This is a genomic window from Arthrobacter sp. D2-10 (assembly GCF_054161285.1).
Window position 1 is genome coordinate 1821867 of record NZ_CP096431.1, and the last position, 20561, is coordinate 1842427.

19 protein-coding genes are annotated in these 20561 nt (G+C 62.1%); 15 read left to right on the forward strand and 4 right to left on the reverse strand.

The features are described 5' to 3' along the window. Positions 1–46 precede the first annotated feature (46 nt). From arc to M1D74_RS08550, 15 genes are all read left to right on the forward strand, one after another. Entirely contained in the window at positions 47–1813 is a 1767-nt protein-coding gene (gene arc / locus M1D74_RS08480; RefSeq protein ID WP_309070418.1) for a proteasome ATPase, read from the forward strand. Between the two features lie 62 nt (positions 1814–1875). Continuing rightward, positions 1876–3459 carry a depupylase/deamidase Dop gene (gene dop / locus M1D74_RS08485; RefSeq protein ID WP_309070432.1) on the forward strand — a complete coding sequence of 528 codons (1584 nt, stop codon included), beginning with the start codon at positions 1876–1878 and terminating at the stop codon, positions 3457–3459. 38 nt (positions 3460–3497) lie between these two features. Next, entirely contained in the window at positions 3498–3707 is a 210-nt protein-coding gene (locus tag M1D74_RS08490) for a ubiquitin-like protein Pup (protein WP_309070419.1), read from the forward strand. 3 nt (positions 3708–3710) lie between these two features. Continuing rightward, a complete protein-coding gene (gene prcB, locus M1D74_RS08495) occupies positions 3711–4532 on the forward strand; it encodes a proteasome subunit beta (protein WP_309070420.1) in 822 nt (273 codons plus the stop codon). 2 nt (positions 4533–4534) lie between these two features. Beyond that, positions 4535–5266 carry a proteasome subunit alpha gene (gene prcA / locus M1D74_RS08500; RefSeq protein WP_309070421.1) on the forward strand — a complete coding sequence of 244 codons (732 nt, stop codon included), beginning with the start codon at positions 4535–4537 and terminating at the stop codon, positions 5264–5266. Continuing rightward, positions 5266–6627 carry a Pup--protein ligase gene (gene pafA / locus M1D74_RS08505; RefSeq protein WP_309070422.1) on the forward strand — a complete coding sequence of 454 codons (1362 nt, stop codon included), beginning with the start codon at positions 5266–5268 and terminating at the stop codon, positions 6625–6627. Before prcA ends, pafA begins: the two co-directional genes overlap by 1 nt. Before the next feature lie 129 nt (positions 6628–6756). Beyond that, positions 6757–7692, forward strand: coding sequence for an FKBP-type peptidyl-prolyl cis-trans isomerase (locus tag M1D74_RS08510; RefSeq protein ID WP_458115079.1), 936 nt, complete (start codon positions 6757–6759; stop codon positions 7690–7692). Positions 7693–7705: 13 nt separating this feature from the next. Next, positions 7706–8101 carry an FKBP-type peptidyl-prolyl cis-trans isomerase gene (locus M1D74_RS08515; RefSeq protein ID WP_309070424.1) on the forward strand — a complete coding sequence of 132 codons (396 nt, stop codon included), beginning with the start codon at positions 7706–7708 and terminating at the stop codon, positions 8099–8101. A gap of 41 nt (positions 8102–8142) precedes the next feature. Beyond that, positions 8143–10179 (forward strand): helix-turn-helix transcriptional regulator, encoded by a 2037-nt coding sequence (locus M1D74_RS08520; protein WP_458115080.1) that lies wholly within the window; start codon positions 8143–8145, stop codon positions 10177–10179. A gap of 9 nt (positions 10180–10188) precedes the next feature. Then, a complete protein-coding gene (locus tag M1D74_RS08525) occupies positions 10189–10521 on the forward strand; it encodes a hypothetical protein (protein WP_458115081.1) in 333 nt (110 codons plus the stop codon). A gap of 38 nt (positions 10522–10559) precedes the next feature. Further along, positions 10560–10847 carry a Sec-independent protein translocase subunit TatA gene (gene tatA / locus M1D74_RS08530; protein ID WP_458115082.1) on the forward strand — a complete coding sequence of 96 codons (288 nt, stop codon included), beginning with the start codon at positions 10560–10562 and terminating at the stop codon, positions 10845–10847. A 5-nt stretch (positions 10848–10852) separates the two neighbouring features. Then, entirely contained in the window at positions 10853–11680 is an 828-nt protein-coding gene (gene tatC / locus M1D74_RS08535) for a twin-arginine translocase subunit TatC (protein WP_309070428.1), read from the forward strand. 50 nt (positions 11681–11730) lie between these two features. After that, the gene (locus M1D74_RS08540; protein ID WP_458115083.1) at positions 11731–14547 is read left to right on the forward strand and encodes a DEAD/DEAH box helicase; all 2817 of its coding nucleotides are present in this window, start codon (positions 11731–11733) and stop codon (positions 14545–14547) included. Next, positions 14544–16202: an amidohydrolase gene (locus M1D74_RS08545; protein ID WP_458115084.1), complete on the forward strand. Its 1659-nt coding sequence runs from the start codon at positions 14544–14546 to the stop codon at positions 16200–16202. The genes M1D74_RS08540 and M1D74_RS08545 overlap by 4 nt, the downstream gene beginning before the upstream one ends. A 520-nt stretch (positions 16203–16722) precedes the next feature. Continuing rightward, a complete protein-coding gene (locus M1D74_RS08550; protein WP_458115085.1) occupies positions 16723–17457 on the forward strand; it encodes a polyprenol monophosphomannose synthase in 735 nt (244 codons plus the stop codon). Between the two features lie 103 nt (positions 17458–17560). On the opposite strand, the gene M1D74_RS08555 is transcribed toward M1D74_RS08550, so the two are convergent. The 4 genes from M1D74_RS08555 to M1D74_RS08570 all read right to left on the reverse strand — a co-directional run bounded on the left by M1D74_RS08555 (position 17561) and on the right by M1D74_RS08570 (position 20422). Continuing rightward, on the reverse strand, positions 17561–17908 hold the full coding sequence (locus tag M1D74_RS08555) for an RNA polymerase-binding protein RbpA (RefSeq protein WP_056549551.1): 348 nt from the start codon (positions 17906–17908) through the stop codon (positions 17561–17563). A 231-nt stretch (positions 17909–18139) separates the two neighbouring features. Further along, positions 18140–19084, reverse strand: coding sequence for an SPFH domain-containing protein (locus M1D74_RS08560; protein ID WP_309072761.1), 945 nt, complete (start codon positions 19082–19084; stop codon positions 18140–18142). Between the two features lie 37 nt (positions 19085–19121). Continuing rightward, a complete protein-coding gene (locus M1D74_RS08565) occupies positions 19122–19601 on the reverse strand; it encodes an NfeD family protein (protein WP_309072762.1) in 480 nt (159 codons plus the stop codon). A 131-nt stretch (positions 19602–19732) separates the two neighbouring features. Continuing rightward, the gene (locus M1D74_RS08570) at positions 19733–20422 is read right to left on the reverse strand and encodes a methyltransferase domain-containing protein (RefSeq protein ID WP_458115086.1); all 690 of its coding nucleotides are present in this window, start codon (positions 20420–20422) and stop codon (positions 19733–19735) included. Between the last annotated feature and the right edge of the window lie 139 nt (positions 20423–20561).

The following is a 20561-nucleotide window of genomic DNA, read 5'->3' on the forward strand; positions in this document are numbered from 1 at the left end:
TGGTCAAAAGGGAACGCAACAGACAACGGTGAAGGTGGCGATCGCGTTGGATACATCACACAACGACTCCGGAACACCCAAGTCAGCCCCGGAATCGCCCCGCACGCCCACTGATGGGCAGCTTGCTATGGCCCAGCGCCAGATCAATGTCCTGCGCGACAAGCTCAGGCACATCGACCGGCAGTTGGCAGCCGCCACACAGAACAACTCGAAGCTCGTCTCGGCCCTCGAAACCGCACGCACTGAGATCGTTCGCCTGAAGACAGCGCTCGAGAAGGAAGGCGCCGCGCCGTTCAGTTTCGCAACGGTCATCGAGGTGAACCCCCGCAGCTCGACTGTCGGCGGCAACGGAGCACAAGCGGCTCTGCAGGACAGCGCAGACATCTTCCAGTCCGGACGAAAACTCAGGGTCGCCATCAGTCCACTGGTCAACGTGGAGCAGGTCATGCCGGGGCAGGAGGTGCTGCTCAACGAATCCCTGACGATCGTCGCAGCACTTGCCTTCGAACGCGCCGGCGAACTGGTGACAATCAAGGAGCTGCTCGGCAAGGACAGGGTCCTCGTGATCGGCCGCGCCGATGAAGAGCGCGTGGTCCGTCTGAGCGGTCCGCTTCAGCAACAGAAAATCCGCGTCGGCGACGCGTTGTCCGTTGATAACAGGACCGGCTACGCGTTGGAGAAGATTGCGCGCAGTGAAGTCGAAAACCTCGTCCTCGAGGAAGTGCCGGACATCGCTTATGAGGACATTGGAGGGCTCGGACCGCAAATCGAGCAGATCCGCGATGCTGTCGAGCTACCGTTCCTTCATCCCGACCTCTACCGCGAGCACGGGCTGAAGGCGCCGAAGGGGATCCTTCTCTATGGTCCACCCGGGTGCGGTAAGACCCTGATTGCCAAAGCTGTAGCGAACTCGCTGGCGGCCAGGGCCATTGAACGCACGGGTTCAGAGGAAACCCGGAGTTACTTCCTCAACATCAAGGGTCCAGAGCTGCTCGACAAGTATGTCGGTGAGACGGAACGGCACATCCGGCTGATCTTTGCGCGTGCCCGGGAAAAGGCCTCGGATGGATCGCCCGTCGTCGTCTTCTTTGACGAGATGGACTCGCTTTTCCGGACGCGCGGCACCGGAGTCTCCTCCGATGTCGAGACCACCATCGTGCCCCAGCTGCTCAGTGAAATCGACGGCGTCGAAAAGCTCGAGAACGTCATCGTGATCGGTGCGTCCAACCGTGAGGACATGATCGATCCAGCCATTCTCCGTCCGGGGCGCCTTGACGTGAAAATCAAGATCCACCGCCCCGACGCGGAAGGCGCAGCGGAGATTTTCGCCAAATACATCACCGATGATCTGCCACTCCACCGGGACGACCTCGCTGAATACGGCGGAAGCGTCCCAGCGACTATCCAGGCGATGATCCGGCTGACGGTGGAGAAGATGTACTCGACCGAGAAGTCCAATGAGTACCTTGAGGTCACGTATGCCAATGGCGATACTGAGATGCTCTACTTCAAGGACTTCAATTCCGGCGCAGTGATCCAGAACGTTGTGGACCGTGCCAAGAAGAGTGCAATCAAAGACCTCCTGCTGAACGGCCAGAAGGGCCTGCGTATCGAACACCTCCTTCAGGCAGTTGTCGACGAGTTTCGTGAGCACGAGGACATGCCCAACACCACCAATCCGGACGATTGGGCTCGGATTTCCGGCAAGAAGGGCGAACGGATCACCTACATCCGCACGATCGTGCAGGGCAAGGCCGGCCAGGAGCCCGGGAAGACCATTGAGACAGCAGCCAACACAGGGCAGTATCTGTGACAGGAAAGCGTCCCGAACCTGCACCAACAACCGATGTGCCGCCACTGACTGTTCACCGGGTCATGGGCACGGAAACCGAATACGGAATCATTGCCCCGGGTATCTCCGACGCAAACGCGACCGTCCTGTCGACGCAGGTGGTCAATGCCTATGCGGCGACCCTGCGGGAAGGACTGGGCAACCTCGCCGGGACCCGCTGGGACTACACGGACGAGGCCCCACTGTCCGATGCCCGGGGTTGGCAGATGGGACGCGCGGCCGCGGACCCGTCACAGCTCACGGATGAGCCGCCGGTCCTGACGGCGGAGCAGATAGCGCTTGTTGATCAGGGATCCGGCGAACCGTCCGAGGACGCGGCGGTGCTGATGAATCTTGTCCTTGGGAACGGGGCAAGGCTCTACGTTGACCATGCGCACCCGGAATACTCGAGCCCCGAAGTGACGAGCCCGCTGGACGCCGTGCGATGGGACCGCGCAGGGGACGTAGTTGTCCAGCGGGCAATGGCACGCATTGCGGCAACGCCCGGCTTCTCGCCGGTGATCCTGTACAAAAACAACACCGACAGCAAGAGCGTCTCCTACGGGTCACACGAGAACTACCTCGTGCCGCGACACGTTCCATTCGGCAGGATCGCGGCCGCCCTGATCCCGTTTTTCGTCACGCGGCAAGTGATCTGCGGCGCGGGTCGGATCGGTATCGGCGCTGTAAACCAGCAGCCCGGCTTCCAGCTGAGCCAACGGGCTGACTTCTTTGAGAATGAAGTCGGCCTCGAGACAACAGTGCGGCGGCCGATCATCAACACCCGGGACGAGCCCCACGCGGTAGCCGAGAAGTATCGCCGCCTGCACGTAATCATCGGGGATGCGAACCTGAGCGAGGTGTCCAACTATCTGAAGCTGGGTACCACCTCGCTGATCCTTGGTCTGATAGAGAATGACCTCGTGCCCGTCCCGGAGATCGCCGATCCCGTCCGCGAGCTCCAGGCAGTCAGCCACGATCCCTCGTTGCGGCATCTTGTCACGCTGGCCGACGGCCGTAGGGTGACGGCCGTGGACATTCAGGAGATGTACCTCGAAGCGGGCGCAGGTGCGGTGCGTGCGCAGGGCGGCGGGGATAAGCAAACCATGGACGTTCTCAGCCGTTGGGAGTCCCTGATCGCCACGCTCCGCAGGGAGCCGATGGAGGCTGCGCGCCAGGTCGACTGGATCGCGAAACTCAAAGTGCTGCAGGCGTACCGGGACCGGGATTCCCTCCAGTGGAATGATCCGCGACTGGCCCTTATCGACTTGCAGTACGCGGACCTTCGACCGGACAAGGGCATCTATTACAGGCTGGCCGCCAGAGGCGCGATGGAGAAGTTGGTGAGCAACGACGACGTCGTCGCGGCCGTCTCCGATCCTCCGCGGGATACGCGTGCCTACTTCCGTGGACGGTGTATCTCCTCCTTCCCTAATGAGGTCGTCGGTGCGAGTTGGGACTCCATCATCTTCGAACTGCCTTCGCAGCGCAGGCTGCAGCGCATCCAGACCAGGGAACCCCTCCGCGGAACAGCGGAACTGACCGAATCGCTGTTCGCCGGTTCGCGGACGGCTGAGGAATTTGTATCCCGCCTTCAGGGCGGTCCTGAACCCAGCATGGCACCATAGAAGTAGCCGATAAACGGTCGAAGAGAAGGGCTCTCATCATGGCAACACAGGACCAGCGGAACACCGGATCGCGCCCCGAGGAGCAGGACGAGGTCACGCCCGACCGAGCACCGGCACCGGCAGCGGACCAGTCGCAGGACAACAGCCAGACCGAAGGTGTCGATGATCTGCTCGATGAAATCGACGGTGTGCTTGAGTCGAATGCGGAGGAATTCGTCCGTGGATTCGTGCAGAAGGGCGGACAGTAACGCATGCTGCCGGAAGACGCGGCCTCAGCCATAGGCCGGGCCGCATCCACCTCTTTCTCCGACTACATCGCCGCACAAAATCCCGCCGCACTACCCTCTGCCCGCAATGCAGCGAATCATGCCGGAGCTGGCGTGGACCTGGCTCCCCATGCCACCACAATCGTTTCACTGACCTATGCCGGTGGTGTGCTCATGGCCGGTGACAGGCGGGCGACAATGGGAAACATCATCGCCAGCCGCCATATAGAGAAGGTTTTCCCCGCGGACACGTTCTCGGTGCTTGGGATTGCGGGCAGCGCCGGCATTGCTTTGGACATTACGCGTCTGTTCCAGGTTGAGCTGGAACACTACGAGAAAATCGAGGGCATGCGGATGAGCCTTGATGGGAAAGCCAACCGGCTCGCTGCCATGATCCGGGCGAACCTTCCGCTTGCCCTTCAGGGCCTGGCGGTTGTTCCTCTCTTCGCGGGGTTCGACACCACTCGCCGGGTCGGTCGGCTTTTCTCCTATGACGTCACCGGCGGACGTTACGAGGAGCAGGAACATCATTCGGTCGGTTCCGGTTCGGTTTTCGCGCGCGGCGCGCTCAAGAAGCTCTGGAAGCCGAACCTTGGAGAGGATGCTGCCGTGAAAGTGGCGGTGGAGTCGCTGTATGACGCGGCCGACGACGATTCGGCGACGGGGGGCCCCGACGTCGTGCGCCAGCTCTGGCCGGTGGTCTACACCGTGAACAGTGCGGGTGCCCGGCGCATCCCCGAGCGGAGCCTCGCAGAGGCGGCGGAGGAGATTATCGCGTCGCGGTCGGTATCAGGGCGGGAGGCCTAGCCATGACCCAACAGTTCTATGTTTCGCCCGAACAACTGATGAAGGACCGCGCCGATTTTGCGCGAAAGGGTATTGCACGCGGACGCTCCGTCATCGTTCTGACCTGCAGGGATGGCATTGCATTGGTTGCCGAGAATCCCTCGCCTTCGTTGCACAAGTTGGGCGAAATCTACGACCGCATCGCCTTCGCCGCCGTGGGGAAGTACAACGAGTTCGAGAGCCTCCGACAGGCCGGGGTGCGGTATGCGGACGTCAGGGGTTACTCCTACGACCGCGAAGACGTCACGGCTCGTGGACTGGCCAGTGTCTATGCGCAGAGCCTCGGAGCGGTCTTCACTGCTGAGAGTAAACCGTTTGAGGTGGAACTTGCGGTCGCTGAGGTCGGACACACCATCGGCCAGGATCACATCTATCGGTTGACCTTCGACGGCTCCATCGCCGATGAGTCAGGATTCATCGTGATGGGCGGCCAGGCGGATGCGGTGGTTGATGCGCTGAAGGGCCGCTGGAGCGCCGAGCAGGACTTCGCCGAAACTATCCGTGCTGCTGTTGACTCCCTCCGGCACGACGGCGGAACCTCCGCGGAGCCGCGGGCACAGCTGAGTTCGAGGACTCTCGAGGTCGCGGTGCTGGACCGAGACCCGCTCACCGCTCGCGGTACCGTCCGGGCCTTCCGTCGCATACCGGCACAGGATGTGGACGACATGCTGAGCAATGAACGAGTGTCCCTGTAATGGACCGCCGGATCTATGGGATCGAGACGGAATTCGGGATCGCCTACTCCGGTCCCAATTCTCGGCCTCTCTCGCCCGAGGAAGTTGCCCGTTACCTTTTTCGAAAGGTGGTGAGCTGGGGGAGGTCATCGAATGTCTTCCTCACCAATGGTTCCCGTCTCTACCTGGATGTCGGTTCTCATCCGGAGTACGCCACGGCCGAGTGCGACGACGTTGCGCAGCTGATAGCGCATGATCGTGCGGGCGAACTCATCCTCGAGGACCTGATCGCCGAAGCCCAGCGCAAGCTTGGTCAGGAGGGATATGACGGCCGGGTCTATCTCTTCAAGAACAACACGGATTCCGCAGGTAACTCCTACGGCTCCCATGAGAACTACCTCATCCCGCGCAAGCTGGAATTCTCCCGCCTGTCCGACATTCTGATTCCGTTCCTCGTCACCCGGCAGTTGCTGGTCGGGGCGGGGAAGGTGCTGAAGACCCAGTCCGGTTCCCTTTACGCCTTTTCCCAGCGGGCAGACCACATTTGGGAAGGGGTTTCGTCAGCTACAACCCGGTCCCGGCCCATCATCAACACCCGCGATGAACCGCACGCTGATGCGGAGTTCTACCGGCGGCTCCACGTCATCGCCGGGGACTCGAACATGTCCGAGACAACGACTTTGCTGAAGGTAGCGTCAGTTGACCTCATTCTCCGCATGATCGAGGCCGGCGTCATCATGCGGGACTTCCGTCTCGAGAATCCCATCCGGAGCATCCGGGAAATCTCGCACGACCTCACCGGCCGCCAGCCGCTGAAACTGGCTAACGGACGACGAGTATCTGCCCTCGATATCCAGCATGAGTACCTCAGCCGCGCCCGGGCGTTCGTGCAGGCTGAAGGCGCGCACACGCCCCACCTTCCACGCGTACTTGAACTCTGGGAGCGAGCCTTGCGCGCAGTGGAGACGGACAACCACGCCCTGATCGATCGGGAGATTGACTGGGCAATTAAGAAGAAGCTGATTGACCGCTACATGGAACGCAATAATTTGGACCTGGATTCTGCGAGGGTAGCCCAACTGGACCTTACGTACCACGACATCTCCCGGACACGCGGTCTGTTCTTCATGCTGCAGGCCCGTGGAGAGACGGAGCGCGTGGTCGATGACGTCGAGATCAAGGCCGCAGTTGACGTTCCACCTCAGTCCACCCGTGCCCGTTTGCGGGGCGAGTTTGTTCGCCGCGCGAAGGAAGCAAACCGGGATTTCACCGTCGACTGGGTGCACCTGAAGCTCAACGATCGGGCACAGCAGACGATCCTCTGCAAGGATCCATTCGCGTCCGAGGACGAGCGCGTGACAGCGCTTCTCGAGCATTTGTAAGCATCCCTGCGTCAACCGGCACGGGAGAAAGTTTCCTGCCCAACCCGTTAGGGTAGGTAAGTCCGGTGCCGAGAGGACGACCGGCGGGACCGCGGAACCGCGTTCTCCATCCCACTTGAAAGAAATACTGTGAGAAAAGTATTAGCATTCCTGCTGCCCGCGATGCTGTTCCTGACCGGCTGCGGCGGCGCAAGTACCCCGGCGGACTTTGAAGACGCCGGCAAGACGGCAGGCGCTGCCGAGACACTCGAATCCATCGAGGTCACAGATGCCGGGCCCGACGCCGCTCCAGAGGTTGAGTTCGACGCTCCGCTCGACATCACAGAGCAGGGGGCCCGTACCGTGACCGAAGGTGACGGCGCCGTCGTCGAGGTCGGCCAGAACGTGAAAGTTCACGTCCTCTCCCTGAATCCTGAGGACGGCAGCCGAATTCAGGATTCGTACGAGGCAGGCGCCCCGCAAACGTTGCCGCTCGATGAAGAGCTCCAAGAGGTGTACCCGTCCCTCTATGAAGTAATGCTTGGATCCACGGTGGGTTCCCAGATTGCCTTCGCCATCCCAGCGGTTGAGGAACAGCCCCAGTCGCAGAAAGTTCTTCTCGTTCTGCAGGTGATCAGTGCAGAGAACCCGCCGAAGAAGCTCTCTTCCGAGGAAGTCGCCGAGCTCGAGGAAGCTGGTCAGCTTCCCACTGTGACACTCGACGGCGAAGGCGTGCCATCGATCGAGTTCCCGGAGAATGAGGCTCCGGCTGACCTCGTGGTCAAGGTCATCGAAGAGGGTACCGGCGAAGAGATCACGGAAGCTGACACCATCGCCGCCAATTACACCGGGTGGTCATGGCAGGGTGAGCAGTTCGATTCGAGTTTCGAACGCGGCGAGCCCTCGGAGTTCCCTCTCAGCGGTGTCATCCCCGGCTGGACCCAGGGACTGTCGGGGTTGAAGGCCGGTTCGAAGGTTCTGTTGGTGATTCCGTCCGAGATGGCTTACGGTGACCAGCCCCAGCAGGGACCGGCCGGACCGCTGGCCTTCTATGTAGAGATCGTTGAAAAAGTAGCCGCACAGTAGTAAAGGAGCCGCCATGTCGTTCGGACAGCGCGAATACGACCGCACCAAACCTGAGGTTGACTTCCCCGGAGACGACCTGCCCGAGGACCTTGTCATCAGGGACCTCATTGAGGGCACCGGCCGGGAGGCCCAGGCCGGGGACACTGTCTCCGCCCACTACGTCGGGGTAGCCTTCTCAACCGGGGAGGAGTTTGACTCCTCCTGGAACCGCGGTACGCCGCTGGATTTCCGCATCGGCGTCGGGCAGGTCATCCAGGGTTGGGACCAGGGAATTCCCGGTATGAAGGTCGGCGGTCGGCGCCGCCTCGAGATTCCGCCGCACCTTGCCTACGGTGACCGCGGTGCCGGCTCGGCGATCGCGCCGGGCGAATCCCTCATCTTCGTCGTGGACCTGATGGGCGTTCGCTAACACCATCAAAGGCCAGGAGCGGGCAGCAACTCTCATTCGGGATGCTTGCCCGCCCTTCGTCGTCGTTGGGTCCCGTCGAGAAGGGTATTCTTGCCACCGTGTCAGCGAAACGAACAGAGCGTCTGCTCACCCTGGTGATGCTGCTCCTGTCTACCCGGCGGGGCTGGACGAAGGAGGAGTTGTTTCGCGAGATTGAGCAGTACGAACAGGCTTCCACGCCGGCAGCGCGTGAGAAGCTGTTCGACCGGGACAAGGCGACGCTCCGTGAACAGGGCATCCCGCTTGAGTCGTTTACTGAAGACTCGTTGTTCGAAAATGACAACACGTCAACCCGTTACCGGATAGATGCCGAGGACTACCGTCTCCCGGGCATGAGCTTTACGGCTGCAGAATCAGCAGCACTGACTATTGCTGCAGGAATGTGGGAAGAAGCCTCACTCGGATCAGCCGCCTCCCGCGCGCTACGGAAGCTGCAGGGCAGGGGAGTGGATGCGGAGCCTGTGCCCGTTTCCCCTATCGATGCACGGATCCGCACGAATGAACCGTTCTGGGATGAGCTCTGGCAGGCTACGAGCGGACGTCGGGTGATCCGGTTTGGATATCGTGCGGCAAGCACAGGCGAGGAGCGGGAACGCACAGTACAGCCATGGGGCATGGGAAGTAGGTTCGGGCACTGGTACCTCGTCGGATTCGACGTTGATCGTCAGGCAGAGCGCTGGTTCCGCCTAACGCGCATGACGACGCCGCCCGCCGTGCAGCCTGGGAGCTACACGGTACCTCGGGAATTCTCCATGTCCGCTTCCCTCGCCACCCTCGCCGAAGGACAGACAGGCCTGCACGCCACGGTCGCAGTCAGGACGGGAACCTGTCATATTCTCCGGGCTCGTCCGGGCGCTACGACAACTGAGCGGGGTGACGGGTGGGACACACTCGAATACACCTATACAGATCAAGCAACGGCAGCTGGGGAGATTGCGTCGTTCGGACAGAACGCGCAGGCTCTGTCCCCGCAGCCACTCGTGGCCGAAGTCCTGCGCCGGCTGGAGAGTGCTGCCCGGGCGCTCAGGGAAGCGCCGCCGACGTTCTCCTTCAGTGAAGACGCACCGCCCCGGTCCGCGGTGAGCCATGCCGTCTCAACGGAGGACCGGCTACTACGACTGCTCGACCTCGTTCCATATCTCCTCAATCATCCGGGAGTGGAAGTGGCCGAGGCTGCCCGTGCCTTCGGTGTCTCACCGTCCCAGCTCATCCGGGACGTCGAACTGCTCTTTGTGAGCGGTCCACGTTTCTATCCGGACGGCCTGATCGACATCCACCTCGACGACGACCGGATTCACATCACAGATCCACAGTCGCTCGGTGACCCTATCCGTTTCGGACTGGACGAGGTGTGCGCCCTCCTGGTGGGCCTCGACACACTCATCAACCTGCCGGGGCTTCCCGATGACTCCGCGGTCCGGTCCGCGAGCGAGAAGCTGCGCAGCGGGGCAGGAGACGCCGCACGAATGAATGAGTCCATCGCCGCCCGAGTTACAGAGGATGAAGTAGCTCCCGTCCTCGCGACGGTGCGTGCCGGAATCGAGCAACGCAAACAACTTCACCTGCGGTACGTCGTGCCTGCCCGCGACGAGGTGACCGAAAGGAATGTGGAGCCCCTCAGGGCCTTCCTGCATGACGACATCTGGTATCTGGACGCCTGGTGCCACCGTGCCAGCGGACGGCGAAACTTCCGGTTGGACCGCATGCAGCAGGTCGATGTGACCGACCTGCCCGCCACAGCCGAGGCCGAGTCACCCCCTGTCATCTTTGACCCGTCCGCTGCTGATCAAACGGTGGTTCTAGTACTTGGCGCCGGTGCCCGGTGGATTGCCCAGTCATATTCCGCTGTACGGACCGCCGAGACCAATGACGGCAGGCTTGCCGCGGAGATCCGCCTCAATACAACCGGACGGCTTCCCAGCCTGGTAGCCAGCCTCGGGGGTGAATGCACGGTGGTGATGCCCGGGGATGCTCGGAAGGATGCGCTCAGCTTCGTGGATGCTGCCCTGAACGTCTACGGGCAGCACGGCTCCAACTAGACTTGGAACATGGAATGGTGGACGTGGATTCTCTTGTGGCTGGCCCTTGCCGCGCTGGCACTGATCTTTCTGGGTTTCCTCGCATGGCGGATCTTCCGCGGCTTCACCGGTGTGATGGACGAGCTGGGGCGGGCGTCCGAGCTGCTTTCGCCTGACTCCGTTACGCACTTGGAATCCGGCTCCCGCCCTGTACCCCTCGCCATCTTCGAAACTCCCGCCGCTGTGCGTGCTGAAAACTCCCGTGCAGCACGGCTCCGGCAGTGGCAGCGGCTTGAGCGCAGAGTACGACGGCGGTCCCTTCGAGGCCAGCCCCAGCGCCTGCGTGATTTACCGCACCTATGACCTAGACTTGAACCAGAATCACCGAGAGGACAATCGCCATGCAGATTCAGGGTTGGCACATACTTATCATCATCGTCATCGCGATCCTCCTGTTTGGTGCCCCCAAACTGCCGGGTCTGGCTCGCAGCGTCGGACAGTCGCTGAGGATCTTCAAGTCGGAAGTCCGGCAGATGAAGGAAGAGAACGGGTCGGACGATCCAGACAGATCTCCGGTCGAGGGACGCGTGGTGAACCAGCCGCGCCACGACGACACCCCGCACTCCCGCGATCCTCACCATGGGACCACCCGTTCCTCGGGCCCGGGTAACACTCCGTCCTCCAACTGAGCGCTATGGCGCGGGTGAAAGGGCGCAAAGCCAATCCTGAAGGGCGCATGGCGCTCAAGGAACACCTCATCGAGGCGCGCAATAGGCTGTTCAAGTCCGCGATTGCCGTGGTGGTGGGCACCGTCGTCGGGTTCTTCATCTACAACCCGGTGCTTGAGGCAATGTCCAAGCCGGTTCGTGACATCAACGAGATCGAGGGCCGCAATGCGGCGCTGAATTTCGACGGCGTTGGGTCGCCATTCGATCTGATGATCCAGATCTCGGTGTTTCTCGGCCTCGTCATTGCCAGTCCCGTCTGGCTGTATCAGTTATGGGCTTTCATCACGCCCGGACTGAAGGTGAAAGAGCGCCGCATAGCCCTCGGTTTCATCGCCGTCGCCGTTCCGCTGTTCATTGCCGGTCTGGGGCTGGCTTGGTTGATACTTCCAAGCGCAGTACGGGTGTTGACCGATTTCACCCCTGAAGGCTTTGCAAACCTCATCACCGTTCCGGTGTACATAACCTTCCTTCTGCGGCTCATGCTCGCGTTCGGCATAGCCTTCCTCCTCCCGGTGGTGCTCTTCGGACTCAATCTCGTCGGCATCATCAAGGGCAAGCAGGTTCTGAAGTCCTGGCGCATCACTGTCTTCCTCATCTGCCTCTTCGCAGCAATGGCTGCGCCGGGCGGCGATGCCATGAGCATGTTCTATCTGGCCGTGCCGCTGCTGTTGCTTTTCTTTGTGGCAATCGCACTCTGCCTCATGAATGACAAGCGCCGCGACAAGCGAAACGCAGCCCGCGAGGCTGACATAGAGGCGAATGCCGACAGGGCATCGAGCATCGACGACCTCTAAGCCCTGCGCGGTTGCAGTAGCCTGACCTTCCGAGAGTCTAGGCTTGATCCATGACCTCCCCAGCCGAGCGGTATCAGGCAGCGCAGGCACGCAATCGATACGCCAGAACCCGACTCCACCAGTTCGAGCAAACCCTCGGTTTCGACCTCGACGAGTTCCAGCGGGAAGCCTGCACATCCCTTGAGGCCGGCAGGGGAGTGCTGGTCGCGGCGCCCACCGGTGCAGGGAAGACCGTCGTCGGTGAATTCGCCATCTTCATGGCGCTCAGCGATCATCTGAAGGCCTTCTACACCACACCCATCAAGGCACTCAGCAATCAGAAGTACGCTGAGCTGGCCGCTGTCCACGGCGCTGACCAGGTCGGTCTGTTGACCGGAGATACCAGCATCAATCCCGAAGCCCCCGTCGTCGTCATGACCACGGAAGTTCTCCGCAACATGCTGTACGCGGACTCCGACACACTCGCGGGTCTGGGCTACGTCGTCATGGACGAGGTGCACTATCTGGCTGACCGGTTCAGGGGTGCCGTATGGGAAGAAGTGATTATTCATCTGCCCACCGAGGTCAAGGTGGTTTCCCTGAGCGCGACGGTCTCCAACGCCGAGGAGTTCGGCGCGTGGCTCCATACCGTGCGGGGGGACACCGATGTTGTGGTCTCAGAGCACCGGCCCGTTCCGCTCTGGCAGCACGTGATGGTTGGCCAGCAACTGCTTGACCTGTTCGCCGGTGAAGTGGCCTTCGATGAAGCAGCAGCTGAAGGTTCGTCAAGCGGCGCCGAAGAGAAGTTCGCTGTCAACCCGGAACTGCTTGATCTCGCGACCACCGAAACGCGGCTTAACCAGAGGGCTCGTTGGGGCTCCGGCCCCAAGCGAGGACGCAATGGCCAAAGCCGGTACCAGCAACCGCAGACTGCCGTGCGGAGAGCGAGCCGCCCGCAGGTAATCGCCGCATTGGATCGGGAAGGCCTCCTGCCGGCGATCACCTTCATCTTCTCTCGCAACGGCTGTGAGGGTGCAGTCACCCAGTGTCTGGACGCCGGATTATGGCTGACGACGGAATACGAGCGCGGCATCATCAGTGACCGTATCGAGGAAGCAACCCTCGATATTCCCGAGGAAGACCTTGAAGTTCTCGGCTTCTGGTCCTGGCGGGAGGGTCTCATCCGGGGGTTCGCGGCGCACCACGCCGGAATGCTTCCCACCTTCAAGGAAGTGGTGGAGAAACTCTTCGAGGAGGGCCTCGTCAAGGCAGTCTTCGCAACAGAGACGCTGGCGCTCGGCGTCAATATGCCCGCCCGGTCGGTGGTCCTCGAGAAGCTCGACAAGTTCAACGGGGAAGCCCACGTGAACATCACGGCGGGGGAGTACACACAGCTCACCGGACGGGCAGGGCGACGCGGAATCGATGTGGAGGGTCACGCCGTCGTTCTGTGGCAGCCCGGCACGGACCCGGGCGCGGTCGCCGGTCTGGCTTCCCGCCGTACGTACCCGCTCAATTCCAGCTTCCGTCCCACCTACAACATGAGCATCAACCTCATCTCGCAGTTCGGGCAGCACCGGACCCGCGAGATTCTGGAAACCTCGTTCGCCCAATTCCAGGCAGATCGCTCCGTCGTGGGGCTCGCGCGTCAGGTGCGCACGCGTGAAGAATCCCTCAAGGGGTATGCAGACGCGATGACTTGCCACCTGGGCGATTTCCCGGAGTACTCGGCGATCCGGCGAGAGCTGTCCGACCTCGAGGCTGCGGCCTCGAAGGCCGGCGCCAGGAACCGGCGCAGCGCGGCCGCGGCGTCATTGGAAGCGCTTCGGCCCGGCGATGTCGTCGATATTCCCGCGGGGCGGGTAGCCGGCTACGCGGTCGTTCTCGCGGGGGACACGGCGCGAGATCCGCGTCCGACCGTTCTGACCCTCGAGAAGCACGTCCGGCGGCTGTCGGTGCAGGATCTCGATGGTCCGGTCGAGGTCCTGTCGCGTGTGCGGGTACCCAAGCAGTTCGATGCCCGCAAGCCGAAGGACCGCCGCGATCTCGCCGCGTCCCTTCGGAACTCGCTCAACGATCGGCGTCCCCCCACCTCAAGGACACCGGTCGAATTTCAGACCGTCGGAAGCGAGCGGCAGGAGAAGGCCATTGCCGACCTGCGCCGTCGACTCCGCGCCCACCCCTGTCATGGTTGCAGCGACCGCGAAAACCATGCCCGCTGGGCTGAACGGTGGTGGAAGCTGCGGCGGGAGACGGACCGGATAGCCCAGCAGATCCAGGGCCGCACAAACACCATCGCGAAGACGTTCGACCGGGTATCCGAGGTTCTGCTCAGCTACGGCTATCTGCAGGAACACGAAGAGCAGGGCCTCGCGATTACTCCAGCCGGCCAGAAGCTTCGTCGGATCTACGGTGAAAAGGATCTCCTGATCGCACTGTCCCTCGAGAACGGTGCCTTCAATGACCTTGATGCCGCCGAGCTTGCCGCCCTTGCGTCGGCGCTCGTGTACCAGGCCAAGCGGGAGGAGCGCGGTCTGCGTCCACGCATGCCGTCCGTCTCGCTGGAGACGTCCGTTGATGTCGTGATCCGGCAATGGTCCCGCTTGACCGACCTTGAGGAGCAATACCGCCTCACTGTTACGAGTGAACCGGACTTCGGCCTGATGTGGCCGATCTATAAATGGGCTCGCGGAAAAGGGCTGCAGAGCGCGTTGCAGGGAACCGATCTCGCGGCCGGCGATTTCGTGCGCTGGGCGAAGCAGATTATCGATCTCATCGACCAGCTCGCAAAGGTGCCCGACCTGCCTCCCGGCTTCCGCCGCCTCTGCATCAACTCGATCGACCTCATCCGGCGCGGCGTAGTCGCATACTCTGCCGTGACGGAATGAACACTCCCAACCCGAAAGTCGTACCTGTGCCAGCACAAGATCCCAAGCCCGTCCTGTACCGCAACGGCTCCGTCTACAGCGCCGCCGATCCCTTCGCCACCGCCATGCTGGTTACGGGCGACACGGTGGCGTGGGTCGGATCCGAGCACGCGGCGGCCGCGCTGGCTGACAGCAGCATGGACGTGATAGACCTACAGGGCGCGCTCATTGCCCCCGGCTTTGTCGACTCCCATGTGCACACCACCGAGACGGGATTGGCGCTGACCTCGCTCGACCTTACCGCGGTGAATAGTCTTGCCGAACTATTGGAGCTGGTAGCCGGCGCAGCCGCTGATACTACCGGAACGATTCTAGGCAACGGGTGGGACGAGTCGCGGTGGTCTGAGCGCCGGCCGCCCACGGCGGCAGAGCTCGAGAATGCGTCCGGCGGCCGGGATGTCTACCTCGTCCGCGCTGATGTGCACTCCGCTGTCGTCTCCGCGTCTTTGGCCGGGCGGCTCTCCCTGCAGGACCACGATGGGTGGGACGACGGTTTCGTTGTACGGGACGCCCACTTCGCAGTCCGGTCTGCGGTGCGGAATCTGAGCATCGGTGAAAGGGACAAGCTTCAGCGCGCGGCACTCGATCACGCGGCCGCGCACGGGATCGTTGCAGTCGTCGAGATGGCTGCTCCGCATATCGCCCCGCGCGAGGACGTCCTGGCGTTGCTCGAACGCGACGGTGCATACCCGGAAGTTCTCGCCTACTGGGGGCAAAGGGCCACCTCCGAGGAGGAGCTGCTCGGCATCCTCCAGGGCTTCGACGGTCGCATCCTGGGCCTCGGCGGCGACCTCAACGTCGACGGCTCCATCGGCTCGCACACTGCCCGCATGAGGGTTCCGTACGCTGATGCGCCGCACAGCTGCGGAAGCACTTTCATGCACGAGGACGACGTCTCCGCCCACCTCTCAGCAGCAACCTCGGCAGGATTGCAGGCGGGCTTCCACGTTATCGGCGACGAAGGACTGGACACTGTGATCGCCGGACTGGAGAAGACCGCAGTCATCCACGGGGTCGGAAAGGTCCGGGCTTCGCGGCACCGGCTGGAGCACGTCGAAATGGCCGATGATAATGCTATTCAGAAACTGGCCCATTTCGGAACAATTGTGAGCGCCCAGCCGGGATTCGACGCGCTGTGGGGTGCACCTGGCGGGCTGTACGAACAGCGCCTGGGCCCGGACAGGTACACGCCGATGAACAGGGTGGGCAGCCTACTGAGCCAGGGGGTGCCGGTGTGCCTTGGTTCTGACTCTCCCGTCACCCGCATGTCTCCCTGGCAGTCCGTCCGTGCGTGCATCGCGCATGCCAGCCCCGAGGAGCGGATTTCGGCCCGGGCGGCATTTCTTGCGCATACGCGAGCAGGCTGGCGTGCAGTAGGCGCGGAGAATCCGCTCCTCGGTCAGCTCGTTCCAGGAGCGCCCGCGTCCTATGCGGTGTGGGAGGTCGATGAGTTGATGGTCCAGACGCCGGACAGTCGGGTCCAGTCCTGGAGCACGGATCCGCGCGCCGGAACCCCGTTGCTTCCCGCTCTCGATTCCGCGAACGAGCCACGATGCCTGCAGACCATGCACAAGGGGGTCCAGCTCTTCGCTGACGACAGCCTTACCCATCGGTAACCTCGGTCCCGATCTGATCAACCCCGGCGGCCCACCGGGCGCTCCGCTGACCTGCACGAATACCTAAAACCGCACGTCAGGACGCTGTTGACACCTCCTCCACAGCCCGTAAGCTGTTAGATCTACGGGTCGTACTCCGGCATTCCGGATAGACCTGACCGAGCCACCGCATACTGCGACGCCAAAGGGGAAAGACGTGAATGTTAGGCTCTTTCGCGCGGTGGAAGGCTTGGTACTCACAAACGGGTAGGTTTGCACGTCAGTAGAAAACAGCGCCGATCAATTGATCACTGCTGGCCCGAAGGCGTGCAAGCCTACCCGCGAGCCCATCGTTGGCCCTTCCCATCCAAGTCGCTGGCCCTTCCCATCCTGGGCAGTGCCTTCAAGCTTCGCGGCCCTGGAGCCGCGCGGGAAGCCGGCGGATGAGGCGTGCAGTTGGCATCTGCCTATACTGGGAAGCCCGTCCCGGTTCACCGAGCTGCTGCGCGCCTGCGCACCTGCCCCATCGAAAGGTTCTTGAGTGCGCGTTGTTACGATCATTCCCACCTACAACGAGCGCCAATCACTTCCCCTGACTCTTGACCGGCTCCGGGCAGCCGTACCGCACTCCGACGTTCTCGTGGTGGACGACGACAGTCCTGACGGCACAGGGGAGCTGGCGGACGCGATAGCAGCGAACGATTCAGCCGTTCATGTCCTGCATCGGCAGGGCAAGGAGGGTCTCGGTGCCGCGTACATCGCCGGTTTCCGGTGGGCGCTTGACCGTGAATACGACGTTCTCGTCGAGATGGATGCCGACGGATCGCATCAGCCGGAGCAGCTTCCCTCGTTGCTCGATGCAGTCCCCGGTGCTCATCTTGTAATTGGCTCCCGATGGGTTCCGGGCGGCTCAGTTGTCAACTGGCCGTTCCATCGCAGGCTGCTCTCACGCGCCGGTAGCTTGTACTCGCGCACAATGCTTGGTCTGTCGGTGCGCGACATTACCGCCGGCTACCGTGCCTTCCGCCGTGAGACCCTTGAGAGCATTGACCTGTCCACCGTTGATTCCGTCGGATACGGTTTTCAAGTCGATATGACGTTCAGGGTGGCGCTGCAAGGACTGCGCATCGTTGAAGTGCCGATCACCTTCGTCGAACGCGAATATGGCGATTCCAAGATGAGCGGAAACATCGTCTTCGAAGCCATCGCCAACGTCACACGATGGGGGATAGCCGCGCGGTGGGCGGCACTGACTGGGCGCCCAGCACGCACATAGACATGCCTTCCGTGCTGACAAAGGGACGCGCACCCTAGTTCGGCAGCGTGATGAACAGAAAAAGCCCGGGTACTTCCACGAAGTACCCGGGCTTCCTGCGATATCAAGCGGAGCGGCGCTCTCCGCGGCGCTCACGAAGGATGTTCAGCCGATCCTCGAGGATCTGCTCCAGTTCTTCCATGGAACGGCGCTCAAGAAGCATGTCCCAGTGTGTGCGGACGGGCTTGTCTCCGGAGGTGTCCGGACGCTCCCCATCAACGAGTAGCGCCTCCTTGCCGGTCTTGGAAACCCATACCGGAGGAATCTCTGCTTCGGCGGCGAAGGTTACGAAAACGCGCTCTCCGTCCTCGCAACGGTATTCAACGCGTTGGCGAGGCGCGGGCTCGACACCGGATTCGGTCTCCATACTCTGGGCGCCAAGGCGCATGCCCCGCAGGCTACGGTCGCTCATTTTTTCTCCCTAACTACGTTCGGCATCCTGGATTCCCAGGGCCTCTGCCGCACACTCAAAGTGCACGACGCCACAGCGCTCAGGCCGTGTTACCTCAGGTATAACGCCGTGGAGCGGCCGTCTGTTCCCATTCGGTGCCCACATCCGGCAAACACCCCACTATACCGAAGGGAGGCACGGAATCCCCAATTCGGCCTCTGGACAGGGACACGCTCCGGTTACGCCGCTGCTTCAGGAACGGGTCCCGTCCTGCACTGTGAAGGGGGAGTCACTCTCAGTATCCTCACGGTCCTGGCCGCCGAGCACATTGCCGATGCCCTTTAGCGCTTCCCCTACTTCACTGGGGATGATCCACAACTTGTTGGAGTTACCCTCTGCGAGTTTCGGCAGCGTCTGAAGGTACTGATACGCGAGAAGCTTCTGGGACGGGTTGCCCTTGTGGATGGCGTCGAAGACCTTCTGGATTGCCTGTGCTTCGCCGTCGGCCCTGAGAATTGCGGCTTTGGCATCGCCTTCGGCAGCGAGGATCGCAGCCTGGCGTTGCCCCTCAGCCGTGAGAATCTGGGACTGCTTCGTGCCTTCGGCGGTCAGGATGGCAGCGCGGCGGTCGCGCTCGGCCCGCATTTGCTTCTCCATCGAGTCCTGGATGGAGTGGGGCGGATCGATGGCCTTGAGTTCAACCCGTGAGACCCGGATGCCCCAGCGGCCGGTTGCATCATCGAGGACCCCCCGAAGCTGCCCGTTGATCTGGTCACGTGAAGTCAGTGCCTCTTCCAGGTTCAGCCCGCCGACCACGTTGCGAAGGGTGGTGGTCGTGAGCTGCTCTACTGCCTGGATGTAGTTGGCGATTTCGTAGGTAGCGGCGCGGGCGTCGGTGACCTGAAAGTAAACCACCGTGTCAATGGACACGACCAGGTTGTCCTCGGTGATTACTGGCTGCGGAGGGAACGACACAACCTGTTCACGTAGGTCGAGGAGTGGCAGAAGCCGGTCAACGAACGGGATCAGGATTGTAAGTCCCGGCTGCAGTGTTCGCTGGTACTTTCCGAGGCGTTCAACCACGCCGGCGCGGGCCTGCGGGATGATCCGTACGGATTTCACCAGAACGACCAGGACAAAAACGATCAGAACAATCAGGACGATGGTGAGTCCGATTGTGCCTGAATCTGTGAACATGGTTCCCCTTGTGTTGTGGATGGTGCCTGATCGCGGTTCAGGAGGCGGTTATGGGTCCGCTCTCAGCTTGTTGTATACCAACGACGACGGCGGTGGCCCCGTCGATGCGGGAGACAGTAACCCGGCTGCCGGCGGGCAGCGATGACCCGTCCGCGGTACGTGCGGTCCAGGTGTCGCCGCCGATCTTGACGGTCCCGGTCAAAGAAGTCACCGGCTCAAGCGCCAGCGCATGCTCGCCGATGAGCCGGTCGATATTGCTCAGTTGCTCCGCGGATCCGCGCTTGAGGTGCTTCAGCGCCACAGGACGGACGAGCAGCACCATCAGAAGTGAGACTACGCAGAAAATGACAACCTGGATGAAGAAGGTTGCCCCAGCCAGCGCCCCGACGATGCCGGCAAGAGCACCCGTGGCGAGCATGAGAAAGAACAGATCGAGGGTCAGGGTCTCAACCGCGGCGAGCCCGAGCATAAGCACAAGCCACAGGACCCAAGTGTTCTGTACAAGCCAATCGAGCATCGCGGTTCCCCTCAGTTGCGGCCCCGGTCATCGGCGCTCTCATCAAGCCCTGCTGTGTACAAACCGTTGCCTTCTACCATCATGCCAAAACCGAAGCACGAAATATAGCCTTCGGGGAATATCCTGCCTTGTCAGCGCACGGGAGTGCTCTTTTCGGAGTCCTCTTTCCGACGCCTGTGAAAAGTTTGGACGGTAAAGGCCGCAGTGACCCTGAGCCTTTCCGGCAGCGTGTCCATCCGAACGGAGGCACCGTGATAGCCCGCTGGCCCCATTGCCGCAATATTCTGCACGTCCTCCGGCGTCAGGGTCATCGGAAATTCGACAGACCTGCTGGCAGCCAGTGTGAAGTCCGGCGTCAGAGCGGCAGCGACGTCGTCGCCTTTGCCTGAGCGGATGTTCAGGAGGCCTGCAACGTCGGAAATTTCCTGCAGGTGCTGCGGCAGGGGTGTGACGACGATCAGCACGCCGCCTTCGCGGCACACCCGCGCGAACTCGTCCGGATTCCGCGGCGCGAAGATGTTGATCAGCAGATCAACCGATTCGTCCACGACCGGCAGCGGCCGCCAGACGTCCCAGACCAGGCACAGCGCATCGGGGAGCAGCTTCGCCGCCCGCCTCAGGGCAAATTTCGAGATGTCGAGGGCGACGACCGCTGACACCGGCACCTGCCGTTCGAGTTCCCGAAGGTAATAACCAGTGCCGGCCCCGGCGTCCAGAACGACGGGATTATCGACCGCGCATTCCGCTGCTGCCCTGCCGACCGCGTCCGCAAGGGGGCCGAAGTGACCTCCGCCCAGTAAATCGATGCGCGCCTGAACCATCGCCGTTGTGTCAGCCTCAAAGCCGGTTCCCCTGCCCGTCAGGAGATTGAAATAGCCCTGCCGGGCGGCGTCGAATCGATGCCCACGCTGGCACTGAAGCAGACGGGGCCTGCCCCCCTGTTGCGTCGATGTCTCCGAC

Coding starts and splice junctions, on each gene's coding strand:
- M1D74_RS08525 (WP_458115081.1), top strand. CDS start 10,189: ATGGAATGGTGGACGTGGATTCTCTTGTGGCTGGCCCTTGCCGCGCTG.
- tatA (WP_458115082.1), top strand. CDS start 10,560: ATGCAGATTCAGGGTTGGCACATACTTATCATCATCGTCATCGCGATC.
- tatC (WP_309070428.1), top strand. CDS start 10,853: ATGGCGCGGGTGAAAGGGCGCAAAGCCAATCCTGAAGGGCGCATGGCG.
- M1D74_RS08570 (WP_458115086.1), bottom strand. CDS start 20,422: ATGGTTCAGGCGCGCATCGATTTACTGGGCGGAGGTCACTTCGGCCCC.
- dop (WP_309070432.1), top strand. CDS start 1,876: ATGGGCACGGAAACCGAATACGGAATCATTGCCCCGGGTATCTCCGAC.
- prcA (WP_309070421.1), top strand. CDS start 4,535: ATGACCCAACAGTTCTATGTTTCGCCCGAACAACTGATGAAGGACCGC.
- M1D74_RS08490 (WP_309070419.1), top strand. CDS start 3,498: ATGGCAACACAGGACCAGCGGAACACCGGATCGCGCCCCGAGGAGCAG.
- prcB (WP_309070420.1), top strand. CDS start 3,711: ATGCTGCCGGAAGACGCGGCCTCAGCCATAGGCCGGGCCGCATCCACC.
- M1D74_RS08540 (WP_458115083.1), top strand. CDS start 11,731: ATGACCTCCCCAGCCGAGCGGTATCAGGCAGCGCAGGCACGCAATCGA.
- M1D74_RS08565 (WP_309072762.1), bottom strand. CDS start 19,601: ATGCTCGATTGGCTTGTACAGAACACTTGGGTCCTGTGGCTTGTGCTT.
- M1D74_RS08515 (WP_309070424.1), top strand. CDS start 7,706: ATGTCGTTCGGACAGCGCGAATACGACCGCACCAAACCTGAGGTTGAC.
- M1D74_RS08520 (WP_458115080.1), top strand. CDS start 8,143: ATGCTTGCCCGCCCTTCGTCGTCGTTGGGTCCCGTCGAGAAGGGTATT.
- M1D74_RS08560 (WP_309072761.1), bottom strand. CDS start 19,084: ATGTTCACAGATTCAGGCACAATCGGACTCACCATCGTCCTGATTGTT.
- M1D74_RS08545 (WP_458115084.1), top strand. CDS start 14,544: ATGAACACTCCCAACCCGAAAGTCGTACCTGTGCCAGCACAAGATCCC.
- pafA (WP_309070422.1), top strand. CDS start 5,266: ATGGACCGCCGGATCTATGGGATCGAGACGGAATTCGGGATCGCCTAC.
- M1D74_RS08555 (WP_056549551.1), bottom strand. CDS start 17,908: ATGAGCGACCGTAGCCTGCGGGGCATGCGCCTTGGCGCCCAGAGTATG.